Origin of the sequence: Arcicella rosea (assembly GCF_040543805.1) — a bacterium.
GTDB classification, from domain to species: Bacteria; Bacteroidota; Bacteroidia; order Cytophagales; family Spirosomataceae; genus Arcicella; species Arcicella rosea.
Genome location: NZ_JBEUMS010000004.1, coordinates 270,349 through 291,151, shown reverse-complemented (window position 1 = coordinate 291,151; position 20,803 = coordinate 270,349). Strand labels below are relative to the sequence as shown.

Below are 20,803 nucleotides of genomic sequence, written 5' to 3'. Positions count from 1 at the left end.
TCTTTTTGAATTTCTGAACGTTTTTTCCAGCTTAGGCTATCGCCGCTTTTAGTAAAATTTCTTCTGAGGCTTCATTAATGTTATAATCGCCTGTTACTTTTCCATCACTTAATACAATTACTCTATCGCTTACAGCGAAAATTTCGGGTAATTCAGATGAAATCATGATAATGCCCAAACCAGATTCTGCTAATTGATTGATGAGTTTGTAAATTTCTGCTTTGGCATTTACATCAATTCCTCGGGTTGGTTCGTCCAACAATAATACTTTTGGTTTCGTCGCCAACCATTTTGCCAAAATGGCTTTTTGTTGATTTCCTCCACTGAGATTTTTTATCAGTTGGTCAGACGATGACGTTTTTATCCGCAATTCTTGAATATACTTATCGGCAAGATTATTTTCTTTTCGATTATCAAGCACGCCATTGCTCAATAAATCAGGAAGCGTGGTGATACAAATATTTTGCTTGACACTCAGTTCAGGCACAATTCCGTCTTTTTTACGGTCTTCACTCACCAAAGCTAAACCCGCTTTCACTGCATCCGCTGGCGAATGAATATGAAGACGCTGTCCTTCCATCAATACTTCTCCTAAAACTTTGCGTGGCGCCAAACCAAAAATGGCTTCAAACAATTCGGTTCTTCCTGCTCCCATCAATCCAAAAATGCCAAGAATTTCGCCTTTATTAAGTACAAATGAAATATCTTTTAGTAAATCACTTTTCCCGAAAGTTTCGTGTTTGATACCTAAATGACTTACTCTTAGCAATTCGGTTTTACTTCCCTCCTGTTTTTTCTTAGGAATCATCACCAATTCACGACCTACCATTTTTGAAACGATATTGTCACGAGTAACGGCACTCATCTCACCCGATTCTATACTTTTTCCATCACGCAAAACAGTATAAGTATCAGCGATTTTAAAAAGCTCGTCGAGTTTATGGGAAATATAGGCTATGGCTTTTCCTTCTGCTTTTAGTGCGGTAATAATCTCGAATAAAACATCTACTTCAGCACCAGTGATGGCAGAAGTTGGTTCGTCCATGATAATTACTTTGGCATCAACCAATAAAGCTTTGGCAATTTCAATCAGTTGTTGTTGACCAACTTTTAGGTTTTTTACTGGCGTATTTGGGTCGATATTTAAGCGCAATTTCTGTAATAAAGCTTGCGTTTTTTTCAGCATAAAAGCCTTATCCAACAGCCCAAAAGCATTACTTACTTCTCTTCCTAAAAAAATATTTTCGACTACACTCAAATAAGGAATCATGTTCAATTCCTGATGAATGATGGCTATTCCAGCATTTTCAGCTTCTTTGGTACTAGCAAATTTTTGTGGCTTATTTTGTAGGTAAATCGTCCCTTCATATTCTGTATAAACACCACTCAAAATCTTCATTAAAGTAGATTTTCCTGCTCCGTTTTCACCGATGATGGCATTTACTTTGCCAGCCTGTAAATCAATACAAACAGCATCAAGGGCAGTGACACCCGAGAATTTTTTAGTAATATTTTTCGCTGATAACATCATTGAGCCTGCTTATATTTTATTGAATTCTATGGGTAAAATCTCAAGATTTTGAAGCTTCAAATACTCTTGATTCATTTCTAAAGCCCCAACAAATTGAATAGAATCGCCTACTTTTATTTGCTTTTTAAAAGCGGGAACTCTTTCGGTTCTGATGATTTTATTGATTTCAGAAGAAATATTATTGATGTCGGAAGTATTGGTAAATTGTTTAATATCAAATACGCCAGCGGCATCACGAATGGCATTTCCGTAGATAAATTCTGTGGCTAATTTCACGCTAATTGGCTGAGTTTGATTGGGCAACAATACTTGTATTTCATCGTCCTGAATCTTGGTAATTTGCCCTTCTCCTTTTACCAAAAAGTACCTGATATTGCCAATTGCTACAGCATTTGACATTTCTTGAAATGCTTTTTTAGGCTCTTTAGAAAGTACTTCTAAAAGTGTTGCCAATGAAGGCGCTTTACTGAAACTTGGGGGAAGTGTTTTTTCTAAAAAATTGTGAGCAAAAGCCAAAGCATCAAAGGTTTCTGTTGAGGCTTTTTTTACTTCGTCCAGTTTTTTTATTTCGATAGAATGATAGCCAATAAAAAGTACTGCAATGCTAGCAACAACAATTTTGACGATTTTCATAGTGATGGTTTTGAATTATGGGTTTTGAATTGTGAGTGATAAACTTAAAGTCCTATTTTTTCGTAAATTAGTTTACTCTTCACGTCGTTTTTTCAAAGACTACTTAAATGATTTTGAGGTTGAATTGACACAAAATCAATTCATTTATTTTCAATTATTTTTTACCGAAAGCGGTATAATGAGCAATGTTTTCTTTGGTCACTAATTCTACCGCTACAGGAATTTTGGCAGGAAAATCTCTTTTGCCTTTCAAATATTCATCGGCATAAACGGCTGCCATTTGCGCCATTACTTTCGGAAATTGCATGCCAGTTGCGGCAACTTTTCCGTCTTTGATTGCTCCGACTACATCGTCTGCTCCGTCAAAACCAAATACTTTTACTTTATTGGCTTTTCCAGCACCCGCCAAAGCTTGATAAGCACCCATTGCCATCGCATCATTTCCACAAAAAACGGCATCAATATTTGGTTGAGCTTGCAGAATAGATTCCATTACTTCCATCGCTTTGTTACGGTCGAAATCTGCACTTTGTTGTGCCACCATTTTGAGGTTTGGGTAATTATCGACCAAACTATGAAAGCCTTTTGAACGAGCCCAAGTATTGTTATCGCCCACCAGACCAAGTAATTCTACATAATTGCCTTTTTTGTTGAGTTGCTGCACAAAGAATTTTCCAATGGCTACGCATCCAGAAAAACTATCCGATAAAATTTGTGAAGTAGCAGCATTGGCAGAATTAATTTCTCTATCCATACAAAAAACTGGAATACCTGCATCTTTGGCTTTCAGAACATTCACCACACTTCCGTCGGCATCAGTTGGATTAAATAAAATTGCTTGATAACCCGAAACAATGGCATTTTCGAAATGGTCTGATTCCAAAGCAGTATTATTTTGCGAATCAAATATTTTGGTTTCATAGCCTAATTCTTTGGCTTTTGCAGCGGCATTTTCAGCCAAAAACACAAACCAAGGATTGTTTAGGGTGGAAACGACAATCGCCATTTTCTTTGGACCTTCCGAAGTTTTTTTCTGCTGACAAGCCATCGTCAACAAAAACAACAACATTAGGGATAGATATTTTTTCATGTTAATTAGGAATTTCAGTGATTCTTAAAGCTAAATATGGCTTTAAGGGAAGTCTTACTTGTTTCAGGTCTTTATCGTAGAGGCGATAATCATTTACTTCTGAAAGCTCAAAAGTGCTTGGAACTACTTTGGTGGTCATCTCCCAAGTATCAATAATTTCAACTTTGTAGCGATTCCCTTTTTTAGGTTTTTCAAATTCAGCATTTTTATTGGGTAAATTAAAAAGCCATTGCTGATTGATGTCTTTGCCGAAATAAATCAAATAAACACCTTTCCCACTGGTGACGATTTTACTGTCTCTGCTAATATCAGCGGGTTCAAGTGGTGCATTAATTTCTTCTAAAATTGTTCTCAGAAAAGCTACTCTTTTCCAACTTGTTCCTTTAAATTCTCCCCCTTTTGCCCAAAAAATAGTATCTCTGTGGTCTTTAAACATGTACGATTCGCCATGAGTAACATAAGTACCGCCAATAATGCCCATCCAAATCAAATGGTTCATTTCCTCTCCGCTGTAGCGTCCCCAACGTTGTTTCAAATTTCCTTCGTAGCCCACTTCATCGTAAATAATTGGCTTATTGTAAATATTTCGGGCGATAGAAGCAGCTCCCCAATTCATCACTGGTGCTTCGTCTTGCACAGAAGCATGTGTAAATTCTGGTCGCCAATATTCAAAGTATTTTGCGGTGCTTCCATGAATTGAACATAAATGGCGATATGGGTCATTTTTCACAACTGCTTTGGTCAAAGTCAACCAATCGGCATCGGTTTTACTTTTCACATAATCATATTCATTGGCTAAAGACCACCAAATATTTCGAAAGGAAGCCAAACGAGCGGTTAAATATTGAATATAATTGAGATTCGCTTCCATTGGCATTTCATCAAATCCCCATCTTCCTTTGTCGTAAGGATGAAAAATAATTAAATCCGTTTCGATGCCTAAATCACGCAGATTATCAATTCTCTTTTCTAAATGTTGAAAAAACGCTGGATTGAATTTTGTAAAATCCCAAACCTTTACTTCTTTTCCATTCACATCCTTTTTAACTTCTTTCAATTCATAAGGAAAAAGTGTAGGTTCTTCTTTCACTAAATCATAATTTTTAGGAAAAACCCCCATCCTGATTTTATTGAAACCTGTATTTTTCAAGGTTCTAAGAGTCAGTTCTTGCACTTCGTTTGTCATGTGCGTCCAAGCATAAGACGTAGTTCCTAGCGGAAAATACTGTTTCCCATCGGCATATTTAAAAGCATAAATATCACTTACTTTCACCATTCCGTGATTACTCCCTGTCGCTTTTACGCACTCGAACGTTCCCTTTTTGTTGTTCAAAGTTGCAATATTACTTTGGGTAACGTAATTCCATGTTCCCGTTTTTTGTGGCATAAAACGAATGATAAAGTTGTCGTTGCCATCATAAAAACCAGCAATTGTGTAAGAAGTATCTTTACTTGTAAATGTTGCTTTCAAATTTACATTCGTGAAAGCATTTACTTTCGACTGATATTTTAAAGTAAGTTCAAATCTATCCCATTGTTCAATTGTTGATTGAGCATTGGTTGAATGAAAAATAAAGAAAAACAGAGAGTAAGCTAAAAGATATTTCAAAAGAACTTTCATCGCTTGAATCGATAATGATTTAAATGCTACTGATTACCCAATAATTTTAAAGCCTCATTTTTGATTCCGATTCCCGAAATGCCATAATGATTAAAAATCTCATTTTGTGAACCACTTACGGTATATTCATCAGGTAATCCAATAATTTTAAAAGGCTTAGTTAACTGATTTTGAAGTAAAAAAGAAGCACAAGCTTCGCCCAAACCACCATAAACACTGTGTTCTTCTACCGTAATAATTGCTTTACATTGTTTTGCATATTGAGCAATCAGCTCAGTATCAAGTGGTTTGATAGTGTGCATACTTATCACGGCGGCATCAATATTTTCAGTTGCCAATTGCTCTGCGGCTTGCAAAGCAGGATATACGGCTTCGCCAGTGGCTATAAGTACAATATCTTTTCCTTCTTTGATGACTCTTCCTTTTCCAAACTCAAATTTGGTATTGGTTTCGCTCAACAATGGCATTACTTTTTTACCAAAACGAATGTAAAAAGGCGAATCAGTTACAGCAGCTTGGCGGATAGCTTCAGCAGTTTCAAAATTATCGGCTGGTGCGACAACCGTAAGATTATTGATGGCACGCATCACCGCATAATCGTGCAAACTGTGGTGTGTACTTCCTAAAGCGCCATAACTTACGCCAGCACTAATACCAATTAATTTTACAGGATTGTCGGAGTAAGCCACATCGTTTTTGATTTGCTCTAAAGCTCTTGCCGCTAAAAAACAAGCTGGCGAAACGGCAAATACTTTTTTGCCAGAAGAAGCCAAACCAGCTGCCATTCCTACTAAATGTTGTTCGGCGATGCCTACTTCTACGATTTGTTTTGGATATTTTTGTCCAAATGGGACTAACTTTCCTGAACCTCTTGAGTCACTGGTTACTACCAATAAATTCTTGTCGGTTTCTGCCAATGTTTGGAGTACTTCTGAAAAAATATCCAAATTGGCTTTATCTTTTGTAGCGATATTATCAATTGTTGCTCCCAATTTCTTAAGCGATTTAAGGGTTTAAGCTAAAGAAAGACTTTCTTGAACGCTTGTCAATTCTTCAATAGCTTGCTGATATTGTTCTGGAGAAGGTACTCCATGATGCCATTTCAAGGTATTTTCCATGTAACTAACACCTTTCCCTTTTACGGTTTTGGCAATAATTACACTTGGTTTTCCTACTTCAAAAGGCAAAGCATTGAAAGCTTCTTGAAGGGCTTCAATATTATTACCATCAATAATTCTAACTGCCCAGCCGAAGCTCTCAAACTTTTTATCTAGTGGTTCGGTATTGCATACTTCGTGCGTTGGTGCAGTAATTTGTAAGCCATTCAAATCAACAATGGCACATAAATTATCTAATTTATAATGCGCTGCTGAAAGTGCGGCTTCCCAATTACTTCCTTCGGGCAATTCGCCATCGCCTAAAAGGGTAAATACTTTATAATCAACATTATCTAATTTAGCAGCTAGGGCATTTCCACAGCTCATCGAAAGTCCGTGACCTAAAGCACCAGTATTTTGCTCAACGCCATTTACTTTTTTGGTTGGATGACCTATATAATAAGATTTGTACTGACAAAGTGTTTCTAAGGCTGATTCTGGAAAGAAACCTTTGTCGGCTAAAACGACATACAAAGCTTCTACACAATGTCCTTTACTTTGAATGTATCTGTCACGAAGTCCAGATTTAAAATTCTCTGGATTTACGTTCAGTACATCATTATACAATACATTCAAAATATCAATACAAGAAAGTGAACCACCTGTATGCCCAGCTTTTGCTTGGTAAATGTATTGCAGTATTTTCTTGCGATATTCAACTGATTTAAGTTGTAACTCTTTGGTTGTCATAAGAAATCTTTTTAATGAAAAATATTACCTTAGCATAGTTTGGCTGGCTCGAATGTGTTATCATCAAGCTTGATTCTTCCAATATCCAAACCTTTTCACATACTATTTTCTAATGGTAATGATTACTCTTTGATAACTGGTCAATTCTGGTGTTCCATTGTCAACTGCTTCAAGAATCAAATGAATGGTTTGTCCTACCAAAGCTTCTTTAGGTATTTGAACTTCAGTTTGAATTGCATTAGTATTCAAGATATTCACCGCAGGCTGCGATGCTCCTCCTTCAAATTGCCACCATTTTACTGCTACTTTATTGCCATCAGGGTCTGAAACAAATCCATTCAATCGAATTTTTTCACCCGGTGCTGCCATGATACTAAGTGGACCTTCTACTCTAACAATCGGTTGATGATTTGCACCTGAAAATTTCGAGGTGACAGTCCATTGCATTCTTGTAGCAAAATCTTTTTGTGCTTGTGGGAAAAAGTTGGGATAAAATGCCTTTTCTTTAGACGAATTATTTGCATTAGTAAGCACATTCGCCATCGCATTTGCACTGGTGTCTGTCAATGAGAAGAAAGAAATTGAAGCGTCATTTTGTGCAATTGAACGTCCACCCCAACCACCATAAACACCATTTTCATAAGCTCGTAAGCCATTTCCAAGCATATTCATAAAAGTATGATTGTCGCCTTCGCCCAACCATGAACCTTTTTCTTGGACAGGCATCCATACGGCATAACCCATCTTTTTTAGTTCCTCGTTTGTATAACCTGATAAGCCAAAGTAATCTAAAATATCACCTTTTACCATTTGCTTTCCATCGCCCCAAACTCTGTATAAGTTCCCCAATGAACCACGACTACTAATATTTTCCTTCATCCAAGTAGCAGTCAGAAAAGTAGCGTCTTCCTTTTTGGCATTCAATTGAGCACCATATCCATAATTCGGACTATTTTTGAACTGGCGATATTCGATGTTGGGCCAATTGGGCTTTATATAAGTTGCATAAGTATCGTCTTGGTCACCAGAAGGAAGTAATACCACTTTTCTGGCTATTTTCTTTTGAATGGCTTCCCACTGAACAGTATATTGATATTGCTCCTGAATAGATTTTAATGCTCTAGCAATAGTACTTTGTCCACCCCAAGCAGTGATAAATAACTGACCCGGTTTATCATCTAAAATAAGCGATTTGATAAGTTCTGAACCCGGAGAATCCTTTGAAATATCTCCATCAAATTCAATATTTCCAAATCGAATTTTTGATTTTAAATATTCGGGTGTTGGATAATTGGCATTGTGAATTTTTAGATTCGGATATGATTTTTCATAAGCTCCCACAATGTCGTGAATAAAGTGTTCGTCTTTTGCCCAACGCCAAGATTCACAAGGACAAAGGTTTAAACCAAAACGACTGTATTCTCTTCTTGGCACCGACCATTTTGTTCCTTTTCCATCACCCGTCCAGTGAAAACCGCTACTTGCATAAATCAGGCCTTCTATTTCGAGGTCAGTACTGTAAAGCAAAAAGCGAATCAACGAGTTGTTATCATCTAATTCAGGATCTGCGGTGATAACAATTCTTGGTTTTTTTTCTTTGCTTAAAGTCTGTGCAAATCCTTCTTTATGAAGAACGATTACAATCATTAGTACGACTAAACTGAAAAGCGTTGATTTTTTAAAATAAAAAGCGATTGTTCTCATGTGGAAAATTGTTCGAATGATAATATTTCAAATCCTTAGTTTTAGACTCAAATCTTCACTAATGCACATACACTTCCCAACCCATATAATTACTTAAAGCTTCTTTCAACACGCCAGCCGTTTTTGAAGCATTCATTACTACGTGATGTTCAAAACCATTTCTACAAACGTATTGCATTAAACCCTGTAAATCATTGATTTGCGCTACGGCTCTGTTACCAAAAGTTTTCAAAGCATCGTCCGTCAATTCGCCTTCACCGATATAGGCTTTGATAATTCCTTTAGGGTCATCTGTACTAATTCTTCCGAAAGTCAAAGGCATTGCTGGCGTGCGTCCGTCTAAAGCACCATAAGTATTTTCAACACCTACCGAAGTTCCTAATATTGGGGCATTGCTGATTTGAATATCAGGCAAGAATGATTTCGCCCAATTGCCACAGTGAAATAAAACGCATTTTTCGTCATCATCTGCATAATTGTTATTCCAGTCAACCAATGCACTTGGCGAGCCAGAAGCCAATTGCATGGCATACATACTGAGCGTTCCTGTTACATCTACTTCGCAAGCACTAGGTAGCATATTTTCACTCATGATACTCATACTTGTACAAACATTACAGCCGTAATTTTTCTGTAGGGAAGTCCAACATTGAATAGCTGTAGCATCCAAAGAGTGCTCTAGCATGAAATTATTCAATACTGCATCTAATTTGGCAATCTGAATCATGGCTTCATTTGGCGTTTTGCCGATAGGAGTATAAGCCAAAATTTTCTCTAAACGGTCTTTAACGATGGCATCGTCTTTCGTCAATTTATTGGCATTGCCGAGAATTTCAGAAAGGTCACAAGTAACTACTGAAATGCCATTTCTTTGTAAGATTTTCTCGCTATAACGTACAGTATTGAATGCTCCCGGTCTTGCACCGATAGCCCCTATACGTACATTTCTCAAACCACGAACTACTTTACAAACTGATAAGAAATCTTGTAAATCCTTAATAAATTCTGCATCTTTCGGACGCATTACGTGTTTTGTCGTAAGTGTATATTTGATACCGTATTGATACAAATTATTACAAACCGAAATTTTGCCACACCAAGCATCTCTTCTGCGAGCAACATCCAATTTATCTAAATCGTCTGGATATGCTTGTACCAAAACAGGAACGTTTAGGTTTGCTAATTTCAAACTATCCGCTACGCCTTTTTCATCACCAAAATTGGGAAGTACCACCCATACGCCAATAATCTCCTCTGAATGCTGTTTGAATAAATTTGCACATTTTTGGGCTTCTTGAAAAGTTTCTACTCCACCCAACTTAGAAGTATTACTGTCTAAAACAATTGGATTTATTCCAAGCGAATGGCAAAGGTCAATTACTTCTACCCTAGCCTTTTCAACCAAACTATCAGGAAAAAAATCTCTATTCCCAATGATAATCCCCAAACTTAATGCAGCTTTTGACATATCTTTTTCTATAAAAAATGTTTATTATTTTCTGAAATCCACAAAGGGTTTTCGATTTTACTAATGTGGCAATAATCCTCTGATAACGAGTAAATGTTGGCGTTCCGTTGTTTTTTATTGCTAAAATCTAAGAAATACTTTCTCCTTTTTTAAGCTATTGAACAATTGAAAGCAAGTATTTTGAGTATTTAATGTGGTGTAAGACAAAGACAGTATCCGTAATTCGTCCGAAGTTTTTTATGTTTTTGATTGAAATTTTAAATAAAATTGAGTTTTTGTATTGGATAATCATTGCGAGTTAGTGCTAGAAATACTCAAAAACACTAACTCACAATTTACTTTCACAAACTTCACTATTCGGCAATAATAATTTCTATTTCATTTTTCTCGAAATGCAATTTATCATCCTGATTGATTTCGTTGTCGGTAATGATATAATCAATCAGCGACAAAGCGCCCAAACTTGCAAAAGCACTTTTTCCAAATTTGGTAGAATCTGCTACCAAATAAGTAGTTTCTGCGGCATCAATCATGGCTTTTTTCACCACAATGTCACTGATACTTGGATACGTCAACCCTGCTTTCAATGAAATTCCAGCCGTAGCCAAAAACAATTTTTGAACATTGATTCCTTTAAAAAAATCTGCTGCTTTTTGTCCTGTTAATGATAAAGTTGGCGGCTTAAATTCACCTCCCGTCATAATTACTTCTATGCCTGGCTCAGTTCCCAACATCATGGCAATATTCAAAGCATTCGTAATTACAGTCAGGTTTCTAAAGCCTTTCAATTTCTTGGCAATTTCAGTAACAGTTGAACCAGAATCTAAAATAATGGTATCGCCACTCGAAATAAACTCCAAACATTTCAAAGCAATTTTCTCTTTTTGCTGAACATTCAAATCATTATGAGCAACAGTAAATTCACGCACATGGTCTTCAATATTTTTCAAATACGCTCCACCGTGTTCTCTAATAACTAAATCATCTTTTTCCAACTTTTCTAAATCCTGACGAATGGTCACCTCTGTGACTTTAAACAATCTGGCAAGATCAGTTACTTTGGCTAAACCATCTTCTTTCAAGAGGTCTAAAATCTTTTCTCTGCGCTGATTTGGCAACATATTCTTGATATTGAAACAAAGTTAAACGAAACAAAAACAAAAACAAAAGAAAAATATCGAAAATATTTATTTTACTTTTACCTTTGTTAAATAAATTAATACCAATTCAATCTTCTATTATTCATATATTTACAAAAATACAATAAACAAATGAAAACAAAAGCAATTCTATTCTTTTTGATTAGTTTCTCTTTAGTACTTCAGAGTCACTCGCCCATTCAGGCACAAAAAAGCAATATAAACACAAAAAGCCGTACCATCATTACGACCGATGGAGAAATAGATGACGTTGATTCTTTCATCAGAATGTTATTGTATGCCAATGAATTTAAGATTGAAGGTTTAGTTTATAGTAGCTCGCAATGGCATTATAAAGGCGACGACAAAGGCACAATGTTTACTTCTGAAATGGAAAATACTGCTAAAAGATATGGAAAACGCACAGCTTTACGTTGGCCCGGTACTACTTGGATACAAGAATTATTAGCAGAATATGAAAAAGTGTATCCAAATTTATTGCAACATGACAAAACTTTTCCAAGCGCAAACGCTTTACGAAAATTGGTAAAAGTGGGCAATATCGACTTTGAAGGTGAAATGGATAAGGAAACAGAAGGCTCTGAATGGATTAAGAAAATCTTACTTGATAATAATCCTCAACCAATATATTTACAAATTTGGGGTGGAACCAATACAGTAGCCCGTGCTTTAAAGTCAATCGAAGATACTTATAAAAACACCAGTAAATGGGCAGAGATTTACGAAAAGGTTTCTAAAAAAGCCATTATTTATGCCGTACTCGACCAAGACGCTACTTATAAAAAATATATCGCTCCGAATTGGTCAAAAATAAAGGTTTTCTATAATTCAGACCAATTTTGGTGCTTTGCTTATCCTTGGCCAAGAGTAGTCCCAAATGAATTACAAGCGTTTTTACGTGGTGAATTTATGGCAAAAAATATCATTCAAAATCATGGACCTTTGCTTGAAAAATATTATGCTTGGGGCGATGGACAAAAACAAGCTGGCGATGAAGAACATACTCATGGCAACATGGCTGATGCTCAGAAATATAAAATGACCCAATATGATTTTATTTCTGAAGGCGATTCTCCTGCCTATTTTCAGTTATTGGATGTTGGTTTGATGAGTAAAGACCATCCAGAATATGGAGGTTGGGGAGGCAGAATGGTACAATCAAAAGATAATCCTCATCGTTGGGAGGATGGCAAACATGTAACTGATTTTAATCCATTTACGAATAAACAAGACGCCTCTTTTCCTCAAACCCGTTGGATTGAAGCCTTGCAATTAGACTTTGCTGCAAGGGCAAATTGGTGTATCAAGCCATTTAAAGAAGCGAATCATGCACCAAAAATTATAGTTAAAGGTAATACCATCAGAAAAGTAAAAGCGGGTACAAATATTACTTTAGAGGCTTCGGCAATTGACCCAGATGGAAATGCGGTAGATTTTAAATTCTGGCAATATCAAGAAGCAGGAACTTCTTCTGAAAAAGCAAATATTGACCAAACCTTACCGAATGCAGCTAATATTAACATTCCTTCTGGATTAAAAACTGGAGAAACGATTCATATTATTGTAGAAGGAAAAGACAGAGGACAACCTGCTTTAATTCGTTACCAAAGAGTAATATTGACAGGAGAATAAAAAAGAAACATTTCGAAAATAAAAGAAAGAATTTAGTCCTTAAAATGAAGAAGCCTTCAAAAAAATCAATTGATGTTTTGAAGGCTTCTTTTTTCAAATGATTAATTAATTCTTCACCAACGCTTCCCACAAAATCTCTACGGGATGCTGAGCAATTCTGCCTGTGCCGTCTTTGATTTGATGACGACAACTTGTGCCGGGTGCAGCAATAATTACTTCTGCTGATTGTTTCCTGATGGTTGGGAAAAGTACTAATTCGCCTACTTTCATCGAAACTTCATAATGTTCTTCTTCATAACCAAATGAACCCGCCATTCCGCAACAGCCTGAAGGAATTAGTTGTACTTCATAATTGGCTGGCAATGAAAGCATTTTTTTTGTGGCTACTAAAGACGATAAGGCTTTTTGATGACAATGCCCGTGTAGTTTTATCAGTTTCTTTTCTTGCGTAAACAATGATTTACTCAGTACTTTTTTATCTATTTCCTTTGCAATAAATTCATCAATTAAAAAGGCACTTTTGGCTACTTTTTCGGCATCTGCCAATAATTCTGTTGGTACTAATTCCAAGTACTCGTCTCTTAAAGTCAAAATAGCAGAAGGTTCAATGCCCAAAATTGGCGTATTATCATCAACTATTTTTGATAAACTTTTTACGTTTTCAATCGCAATTTGCTTGGCTTCTTTCACCAAACCTTTTGATAAATATGTTCTGCCACTTTCTAAATGTTCGGGAAGAATTACTTCATAACCCAAAGCTGTGAGTAAAGAAATGGCAGTTTTACCAATTTCTACATCGTTATAATTGGTAAACTCATCACAGAATAAATATACTTTTTTGTCAGTTTTTGTCGAAACTCGTTTTTTATCCCAAGCTCTTAAAGTCGTTTTCCCTAAAGTTGGTATCGACCTTTCTTGTGCAAAACCCAGTACTTTTTTGGTAATACTGGCTGTAAGTGGTGTTTTTACAATAAAATTATATAAGGCAGGAAAATTCGACGCAAATGCCTGTGATTTAGTGAAATTACCAATCATTTTTGTACGGAAAGGCACGCCATGAACATCGTAATAATGTTGTAAAAACTCTGCTTTCATTTTGCCAACATCTACTTTTGAAGGACATTCAGATTTACAGCCTTTGCACGACAAACATAAATCCATCACTTCCTTAATTTCCTGATGGTCGAAACGATTTTCTTGTTCAGAATTGGTTAAAAACTGACGCAAAATATTCGCTCTGGCACGAGTCGTGTCTTTTTCGTTTTTAGTTGCCATATAACTCGGACACATCGTTCCGCCTGTTACTTCTGTCTTGCGACAATCGCCAGAACCCGAACATTTTTCTGCCAAACGCAAAATGCCTTCTTGATTACTAAAATCAAAATAAGTATCAATTGTAGGATTTTTTTTGCCTGCTTCATAACGCAAAAATTCATTCATCGGCGGCGTATTCACAATTTTATTGGCATTAAAAATACTTTTGGGGTCGAAAAGTGTTTTTACTTCTTTCAATAAGGTAAAAACTTCTTTGCCCAAAACGCTTTCGATAAATTCACCTCTCAATCGTCCATCGCCATGCTCGCCACTCAATGAACCATTGTATTTTTTTACCAATTCAGCCGTTTCTTTCAAAACTGTTCTGAATAATGTTTTTCCTTCTTGCGTTTTGAGATTTATCATCGGCTCAACGTGCAATTCGCCTGCTCCAGCATGAGCATAATACGAAGCATTGATTTGATGTTTCTTCAAAAGTGCTTGCAAATCACCGATATAAGCAGGTAAATCTTCTGGAGCAACTGCACAGTCTTCAATCAAATTTACAGGTTGAATATCGCCTTTTAAATTACGTATTAACCCTAAACCTGCTTTGCGCACATCCCAAGCGGGTGTGGTTTCTGCTCCTTTCACCACAGGATATGCGTAACCGACATTAGCTTTTTGAAGGTCGGCAATCAAGGCAGAAGTTTTTTGATTCAACACTTCGTTGCTTTCTTCCATAAATTCCACCATCAATATCGCCGCTGGGTCACCTTGTATGAAAAAGCGATTTTTTTCGTAAACGGGATGTCCTTTTGTGAAATCTAAAATGTACTTATCCACCAATTCAGAAGCCATCGGTTGATGTTTCAGTGCAACCAAATTTGCTTGTAAAGAATCTTGAATTGAATTGCAGTGAATACATACCAAAGCGGTTTCTTTCGGAGGTAAAGGCAATAAATATAGTTTCGCTTCGGTCACAAAAGCCAATGTTCCTTCCGAACCTGCCAATAGTTTACAGAAATTAAAAGGCTTTTCGCTGTCGGGCAAAAACATTTCACTGTCCACCAACATATCTAAGGAGTAACCTGTATTTCTGCGTTTTAACGTTTTCTTTGGATAAGCTTTTTCAATCGCTTCTTGGTTGAATGGATTGTTGAGCGTTCTAAAAATATCTCCGTATAATCTTCCTTCTAAAGTTTTGGCATTTACTTTTTTGAAGTATTCTGCTTTTGTCAATTCTCCAAATTCTACTTCCGAACCATCACTTAATAATACTTTGGCTGAAATTAGATGGTCACGAGTAGTTCCCCAAACGATTGAATGCAAACCGCAAGAGTTATTGCCAATCATTCCACCAATCATCGCTCTGTTTGAAGTAGAAGTTTCTGGCCCGAAAAGTAAACCAAAAGGTTTGAGAATCACATTCAAATCATCTCTGATAACACCCGGTTGTACTCTCACCCAACGTTCCTCTTGATTGATTTCTAATACATTGGTAAAGTATTTTGAAATATCAACTACAATGCCTTTCCCAACCACTTGTCCAGCCAAAGAAGTACCTGCGGAGCGAGGAATCAAAGTGATTTTATACTCATTCGCAAGCTTAATTAGTGCTTTGATATCAGCAACAGTTTTCGGGATTGCCACTGCCAAAGGTTTCTCTTGATAAACCGAAGCATCCGTAGAATAAAGAATTTTTTGAGCATTATGAAGGGCAGAATTATCATAATATAATTCCCCAGAAAAGCTTTCTTGTAAATACTTAAAATCAGAAATGGTAATTTTAGAAGACATATCGTTGAGAGTAATTTGCCTGTAAAATTAAGGTATTCGCCTTCCATAAAGTGATATGAGTAAAACTTTTTTCCAGTCTTACCCACATTTTACCATTCAACCCATTAATAAACTCCACTTGTCATATCGTAGTTGTTTGTCAAAATTTGTGGTTTTAAATTTATCTTGTTAAATATTAATCTCATTGTATGAAATTCCTCAGACAACTACTTGAAAGCATTCGTTTCGCATGGCAAGCCCTTCGAACTAATTTATTACGTACCGTTCTATCGCTTTTGGGCGTAACGATTGGTATTTTTTCGATTGTTGCTGTTTTTACTTTTGTTGATTCGATGAACATGGGAATTCGTGAACAAATCGACTCATTTGGTAAAGGAGTTGTTTATGTGGGCAAATGGCCTTGGGTAATGAGCAATAATTATCCTTGGTGGAAATACATCAATCGCCCAACTATGAAGTACAATGAATTCAAGTATTTATCTGATAATCTTGAAAATTCTCAAGCAATTTCTATCATTGATGGCAGACAAACGACTCTGAAAAATGAGAATAACAGTATGGAAACTAGGCTTATGGGAGTAAGTCAAGATTATAACAAAATTTCAGATGTACTCGTAGAAAGTGGAAGATATTTTTTAAGTAATGAAACCGACAATTCGGCCTTCGTGGTAATTTTAGGAGCTTCTGTCAAGGAAGCTCTTTTCCCAAACCGAGGCGATGTCATTGGTGAAACTATTAAAATAAATGGCATCAAATTCAAAGTAATTGCCATGATGAAGAAAAAAGGAGAAGATTTGATTAGTTTGGGTGGCTCGCCAGATGATCAAGCATTTATTCCTTACACTACTTATGCCAGTTTATTCCAAAAAGACCAACCCGAACCTGATATTGCTGTGAAAGCTTATGATTGGGATAAAGGACAAGAAACTTTGGAAGGTGAAGTAACAGGTTTGATGAGAAGTAGAAGAGGTTTAAAACCTACACAAGACAATAATTTTTCAATCAATAGACTTGATGGCGCTGTAAAATTCTTTGAATCAATCTTCGCAAGTATGAACGTTGGTGGCGGAATTATCGCACTCTTTTCTTTGTTGGTTGGTGGTTTTGGGATTGCAAATATCATGTTTGTTTCTGTAAAAGAACGAACAAATATTATTGGTATTCAAAAATCATTAGGGGCAAAAAATTACTTCATTTTATTTCAGTTTTTATTTGAAGCTGTATTTCTAAGTTTAATTGGCGGTGCAGTTGGAATATTTTTAGTCTGGATGATGTCTTACATTAATTTTGGTTCGCTCAAATTGGTACTTACTTTTGGCAATGTGATGTTTGGTTTACTTACCGCTACATTTATTGGTGTATTATCAGGTATTGTTCCAGCTTGGGTAGCTGCAAGATTAGATCCTGTAACAGCTATTCGTTCAAAGTAGATTAAAGAATCTATTTTACATAACAACTAAAATGAACTATTTTTGCTGGTAAATGTATATTTTACACAATCTTCTAAAGCCAGCAAAAATAATAATGGATTTAAAACACCTTACTTTTTTAAGATTTATTGTCGCTACTTGGGTTGTTATTTTTCACGATTGGCAATCACTTCGAAAATATGTAAATCCAGACTCGCCAATTGATGTCTTTTTAGGAAATGGCAATGTAGCTGTGCCATTTTTCTTTACTTTATCGGGATTTGTCTTAGCTATAAACTATGTAGATAAACTAAATAATTGGAAAGATATTGAGAAATATATCGCTAAAAGATTATTCAGAATCTATCCAATTTATTTTATTTCAGTTTTTTTTACTTTATACTTTGAAGTATTAAACCATCAATCAAGTAATTTCTATAAAATATTCATTAACGTCATTTTAGTTCAGTCATGGCTAACAAGTTCTTTTGATCCAATCATCAATCATCCATCTTGGAGCTTATCAATAGAATTTTTTCTTTACTTGATTTTCCCATTATTGATTTTCTTTTTTAGGAAAAATAGAGTTCTAAAAGCAAATCTTATCATTTTAGCATTTATCACTGGTATTTGGCAAATGCTATGTGTCAGTGAACTTATTTATACTATTCCTTATGCTTTATCCTGGGTTTTTACTTTTTCAATTGGTATAATTTGGGGCTTAATATATCTTAAAAAACAGTATAATTCTTCATTGCTTTTAACATTTGTTGGATTATCATTAATCCTGTCAGTAAGTTTTGGCATTGTAAACTTTTGGAATAACATTGCTATTTTTTGTTTTGGAGTAGGTTTTTTTATATTTTTAGTATCAAGCTTACAATCTAATATTAGTAAATTCTTCAGCTTACCAATATTCGTAAAATTAGGTGAAATAAGTTATTCAATCTACATTATTCAGTTTCCACTAAGAATGTGGTTCAGGAAAGTACTTTATGAATATAATATTCATTTGAGTTCATTTAAGGATTTCTTGGCCTTTTACATTGCCTTATGTTTATTAAGCTTACTTGCTTACGAATGGATAGAAAAGCCTATCAAACGAAAATTAGAAAATGTATTTTTAAGACAGATATAAAAATAGTCTTTTAGCACAAAATTAAAACACTTCATTATGGCATTCAACGACCAAATAAATTCGGCAAAACAAGTAGCTATGATTTTTATTAGACGATTATTCATTGGTGTGATAACACTTGGGGTGCTTGTGCTAATGTTTAGTTTTTTAATGACCAAAGTGGCTTATTCGGTTGGGGATAGAGCTGGAGTAATTTCTAAATTCTCTAAAAAAGGAGTACTTTTTAAAACTTATGAAGGAGAATTGAACGAGGGCGCTCAAGGGCAAATGGGCAATATGGTGAATCGACTTTGGGCTTTCACGGTAGATTCTGACGACCCAGCTGTGATTCAAAAATTAGAAGATGCTATGCTAACAGGACGACGTATTAAAGTGCATTATGAACAACGTTATATGAAATTTTCTTGGATGGGTGATACTGAGTATTTTGTCACTGAAGTAGAAGAGGCCCCTTTAAAATAAAATAGAGAATAGTTTTGAAGCTATTCTCTATTTTAGAGAGTGATAATTATTGATTACAGATTCAATGTTGATAATACATTATTCATATTACGAACAGCATCTGCTGATTTAGCAAATAAAGCTTGTTCTGCATCATTCAATTTATAATCTATGATTTTTTCCCATCCTGTTTTTCCTAACACTACTGGTACTCCCAAACAAATATCTGATTGTCCATACTCTCCTTCTAGGAAAACTGAACAAGGAATTACACGTTTTTCATCACGAATGATTGACTCAACAACTGATAAACTTGCTGCACCTGGCGCATACCAAGCAGAAGTACCTAATAAGCCCGTTAATGTAGCACCACCAACCATTGTATCAGCAGCAACTTTCGTTAAAGTAGCTTCGTCTAAATAATCTGTAACAGGTGTACCATTCCAAGTAGCTAAACGAGTTAAAGGAATCATCGTTGTATCACCGTGACCACCAATTACTGAACCGTGTAAATCATTTGGAGATACATTCATCGCTAAAGATAAATAGCATTTGAAACGAGCTGAATCTAAAGCACCACCCATACCGATAATACGATTTTTAGGTAAGCCAGAAGCTTTCAATGCCAAGTAAGTCATCGTATCCATCGGATTCGAAACAATTACAAAAATGGCATCTGGAGAATACTTTAGAATATTATCAACTACCGATTTTACAATTCCTGCATTTACTCCTATTAGTTCTTCACGAGTCATTCCCGGTTTACGTGGAAGCCCAGAAGTAATTACAACGACATCTGAATTAGCCGTTTTTGAATAATCGTTTGTAACACCCGTTAATTTAGTATCCCAGCCTAAAATAGCAGCTGTTTGAAACATATCTAGTGCTTTACCTTCTGCAAAGCCTTCCTTGATGTCAAGTAATACTACTTCAGAGGCTAATTCTTTTCGGGCAATGTTATCAGCTGTGGTTGCACCCACTGCTCCTGCACCTACTACAGTTATTTTTGACATAATCGATTGTAAATTAATTGTTTTAGTAAATACGTTCAAAATCTTACGCAAATGTAAACCATTTGCTTATTCACTAACGGTTTATTACAAGTATTTTTTGTAGAATTCTTAGTAAAAGTTTGGTAAATTGTATATTTGCTACGTTTTAAGGATATGTTCATTCATCGAAGTTTTAAAATTAATCCCATAAATTATGAATAATGAAGACTTAGTTGGCAGAATTCTAAAATCTGTTTTTTTTAAAACTGCTACCAAAAAGGCTGGAAAATATGCTGGTACTGGCTTGGCTGTCCTTGAATTATTAAGAGAGGCACTCATCAAAGCTAAAGATATTGCTAAAAACGAAAATAAAGGTATTGGTCAAGTACTGGCAGAAAGAATTACAACGTTAAGTAGAATGGTGAAAGCTTATGCAACGGGTCAATATAGAATTATCCCTTGGGCAACCATCTTAAAAGTAATTGCTGGACTGATTTATTTTATTTCACCAATTGATTTAATTCCTGATTTTTTACCTTTAGTGGGTTTGTCTGATGATTTGGCTTTAGTAATGTGGCTATTTACTTCTTTAAAAACTGACATTGATAATTTTATTGCTTGGGAAAAAGGAGAATTAATTCCTGAATAAAGCTTTACAAGGCTCTGTATGCTTTTATATAGAAAGAAAAACTAAATCGTAAAATCTAAAATCTAAAATCATTGCTTATCTTTACGCAAATATTTAATAACTAAGGACATGATACTGACTTCAATTTATCTAATTTTCAACATGGGCGGTCCAGAATTAATTTTGGTTGGTTTAGCTGTGTTGTTATTTTTCGGTGGTAAAAAATTACCAGAATTAATGAAAGGTTTGGGCAAAGGCATCAAAGAATTCAAAGAAGCACAAAAGGACGTTACGGAACAGATTACTAAGGGCTTAGAAGACGATACAAATACAAAATAGTATTAAAGTATTTTAGCAAAAGCATAGTTGAGATAATTTTCTTCTCTCAACTATGCTTTTGTTTTGTTAATAGATTAGTTTTTTGAATACTTCTCAAAAAATTACAGTTCGATAGT

Annotated in this window: 17 protein-coding genes; 6 read left to right on the top strand and 11 right to left on the bottom strand. The window is 35.5% G+C overall.

Annotated features, from left to right (window positions below):
- Window positions 1–31 precede the first annotated feature (31 nt).
- The 9 genes from ABID42_RS07470 to ABID42_RS07430 all read right to left on the bottom strand — a co-directional run bounded on the left by ABID42_RS07470 (window position 32) and on the right by ABID42_RS07430 (window position 11,015).
- On the bottom strand, window positions 32–1,531 hold the full coding sequence (locus ABID42_RS07470; protein WP_367283097.1) for a sugar ABC transporter ATP-binding protein: 1,500 nt from the start codon (window positions 1,529–1,531) through the stop codon (window positions 32–34).
- 9 nt (window positions 1,532–1,540) lie between these two features.
- Entirely contained in the window at window positions 1,541–2,164 is a 624-nt protein-coding gene (locus ABID42_RS07465) for a DUF2291 domain-containing protein (protein ID WP_367283096.1), read from the bottom strand.
- A gap of 154 nt (window positions 2,165–2,318) precedes the next feature.
- Window positions 2,319–3,254, bottom strand: a complete 936-nt coding sequence (locus ABID42_RS07460; protein ID WP_323261345.1) for a D-ribose ABC transporter substrate-binding protein — start codon at window positions 3,252–3,254, stop codon at window positions 2,319–2,321.
- 1 nt (window position 3,255) lies between these two features.
- Window positions 3,256–4,875 (bottom strand): DUF5060 domain-containing protein, encoded by a 1,620-nt coding sequence (locus tag ABID42_RS07455; protein WP_367283095.1) that lies wholly within the window; start codon window positions 4,873–4,875, stop codon window positions 3,256–3,258.
- 26 nt (window positions 4,876–4,901) lie between these two features.
- A complete protein-coding gene (locus tag ABID42_RS07450; protein WP_367283094.1) occupies window positions 4,902–5,867 on the bottom strand; it encodes a transketolase family protein in 966 nt (321 codons plus the stop codon).
- A gap of 21 nt (window positions 5,868–5,888) precedes the next feature.
- Entirely contained in the window at window positions 5,889–6,722 is an 834-nt protein-coding gene (locus ABID42_RS07445) for a transketolase (RefSeq protein WP_367283093.1), read from the bottom strand.
- Window positions 6,723–6,824: 102 nt separating this feature from the next.
- A complete protein-coding gene (locus tag ABID42_RS07440) occupies window positions 6,825–8,426 on the bottom strand; it encodes a DUF1593 domain-containing protein (RefSeq protein ID WP_367283092.1) in 1,602 nt (533 codons plus the stop codon).
- A 58-nt stretch (window positions 8,427–8,484) separates the two neighbouring features.
- Window positions 8,485–9,894, bottom strand: coding sequence for an L-fucose/L-arabinose isomerase family protein (locus ABID42_RS07435; RefSeq protein ID WP_367283091.1), 1,410 nt, complete (start codon window positions 9,892–9,894; stop codon window positions 8,485–8,487).
- A 353-nt stretch (window positions 9,895–10,247) separates the two neighbouring features.
- Window positions 10,248–11,015 carry a DeoR/GlpR family DNA-binding transcription regulator gene (locus ABID42_RS07430; RefSeq protein WP_323688876.1) on the bottom strand — a complete coding sequence of 256 codons (768 nt, stop codon included), beginning with the start codon at window positions 11,013–11,015 and terminating at the stop codon, window positions 10,248–10,250.
- A 150-nt stretch (window positions 11,016–11,165) separates the two neighbouring features.
- Here ABID42_RS07430 and ABID42_RS07425 point away from each other — a divergent pair, with 150 nt between their 5' ends.
- Window positions 11,166–12,686, top strand: a complete 1,521-nt coding sequence (locus ABID42_RS07425; RefSeq protein ID WP_367283090.1) for a DUF1593 domain-containing protein — start codon at window positions 11,166–11,168, stop codon at window positions 12,684–12,686.
- Between the two features lie 105 nt (window positions 12,687–12,791).
- Here ABID42_RS07425 and ABID42_RS07420 read toward each other — a convergent pair whose 3' ends face one another.
- The gene (locus tag ABID42_RS07420; protein WP_367283089.1) at window positions 12,792–15,740 is read right to left on the bottom strand and encodes an FAD-binding and (Fe-S)-binding domain-containing protein; all 2,949 of its coding nucleotides are present in this window, start codon (window positions 15,738–15,740) and stop codon (window positions 12,792–12,794) included.
- Between the two features lie 188 nt (window positions 15,741–15,928).
- On the opposite strand from ABID42_RS07420, the gene ABID42_RS07415 reads away from it, so the two are divergent.
- From ABID42_RS07415 to ABID42_RS07405, 3 genes are all read left to right on the top strand, one after another.
- Window positions 15,929–17,170 (top strand): ABC transporter permease, encoded by a 1,242-nt coding sequence (locus ABID42_RS07415; RefSeq protein ID WP_367283088.1) that lies wholly within the window; start codon window positions 15,929–15,931, stop codon window positions 17,168–17,170.
- Window positions 17,171–17,264: 94 nt separating this feature from the next.
- The gene (locus ABID42_RS07410) at window positions 17,265–18,287 is read left to right on the top strand and encodes an acyltransferase family protein (protein ID WP_367283087.1); all 1,023 of its coding nucleotides are present in this window, start codon (window positions 17,265–17,267) and stop codon (window positions 18,285–18,287) included.
- 36 nt (window positions 18,288–18,323) lie between these two features.
- Window positions 18,324–18,749, top strand: a complete 426-nt coding sequence (locus tag ABID42_RS07405; protein WP_367283086.1) for a DUF8785 domain-containing protein — start codon at window positions 18,324–18,326, stop codon at window positions 18,747–18,749.
- A 53-nt stretch (window positions 18,750–18,802) separates the two neighbouring features.
- On the opposite strand, the gene mdh is transcribed toward ABID42_RS07405, so the two are convergent.
- Complete coding sequence (gene mdh / locus ABID42_RS07400; RefSeq protein WP_323688881.1) at window positions 18,803–19,741, bottom strand: malate dehydrogenase; 939 nt, start codon at window positions 19,739–19,741, stop codon at window positions 18,803–18,805.
- Between the two features lie 193 nt (window positions 19,742–19,934).
- On the opposite strand from mdh, the gene ABID42_RS07395 reads away from it, so the two are divergent.
- Together ABID42_RS07395 and ABID42_RS07390 are read left to right on the top strand one after the other, a co-directional pair.
- On the top strand, window positions 19,935–20,369 hold the full coding sequence (locus ABID42_RS07395) for a YkvA family protein (protein WP_367283085.1): 435 nt from the start codon (window positions 19,935–19,937) through the stop codon (window positions 20,367–20,369).
- Window positions 20,370–20,477: 108 nt separating this feature from the next.
- Window positions 20,478–20,687: a Sec-independent protein translocase subunit TatA/TatB gene (locus ABID42_RS07390; RefSeq protein WP_323688883.1), complete on the top strand. Its 210-nt coding sequence runs from the start codon at window positions 20,478–20,480 to the stop codon at window positions 20,685–20,687.
- The last annotated feature ends 116 nt before the right edge of the window (window positions 20,688–20,803 follow it).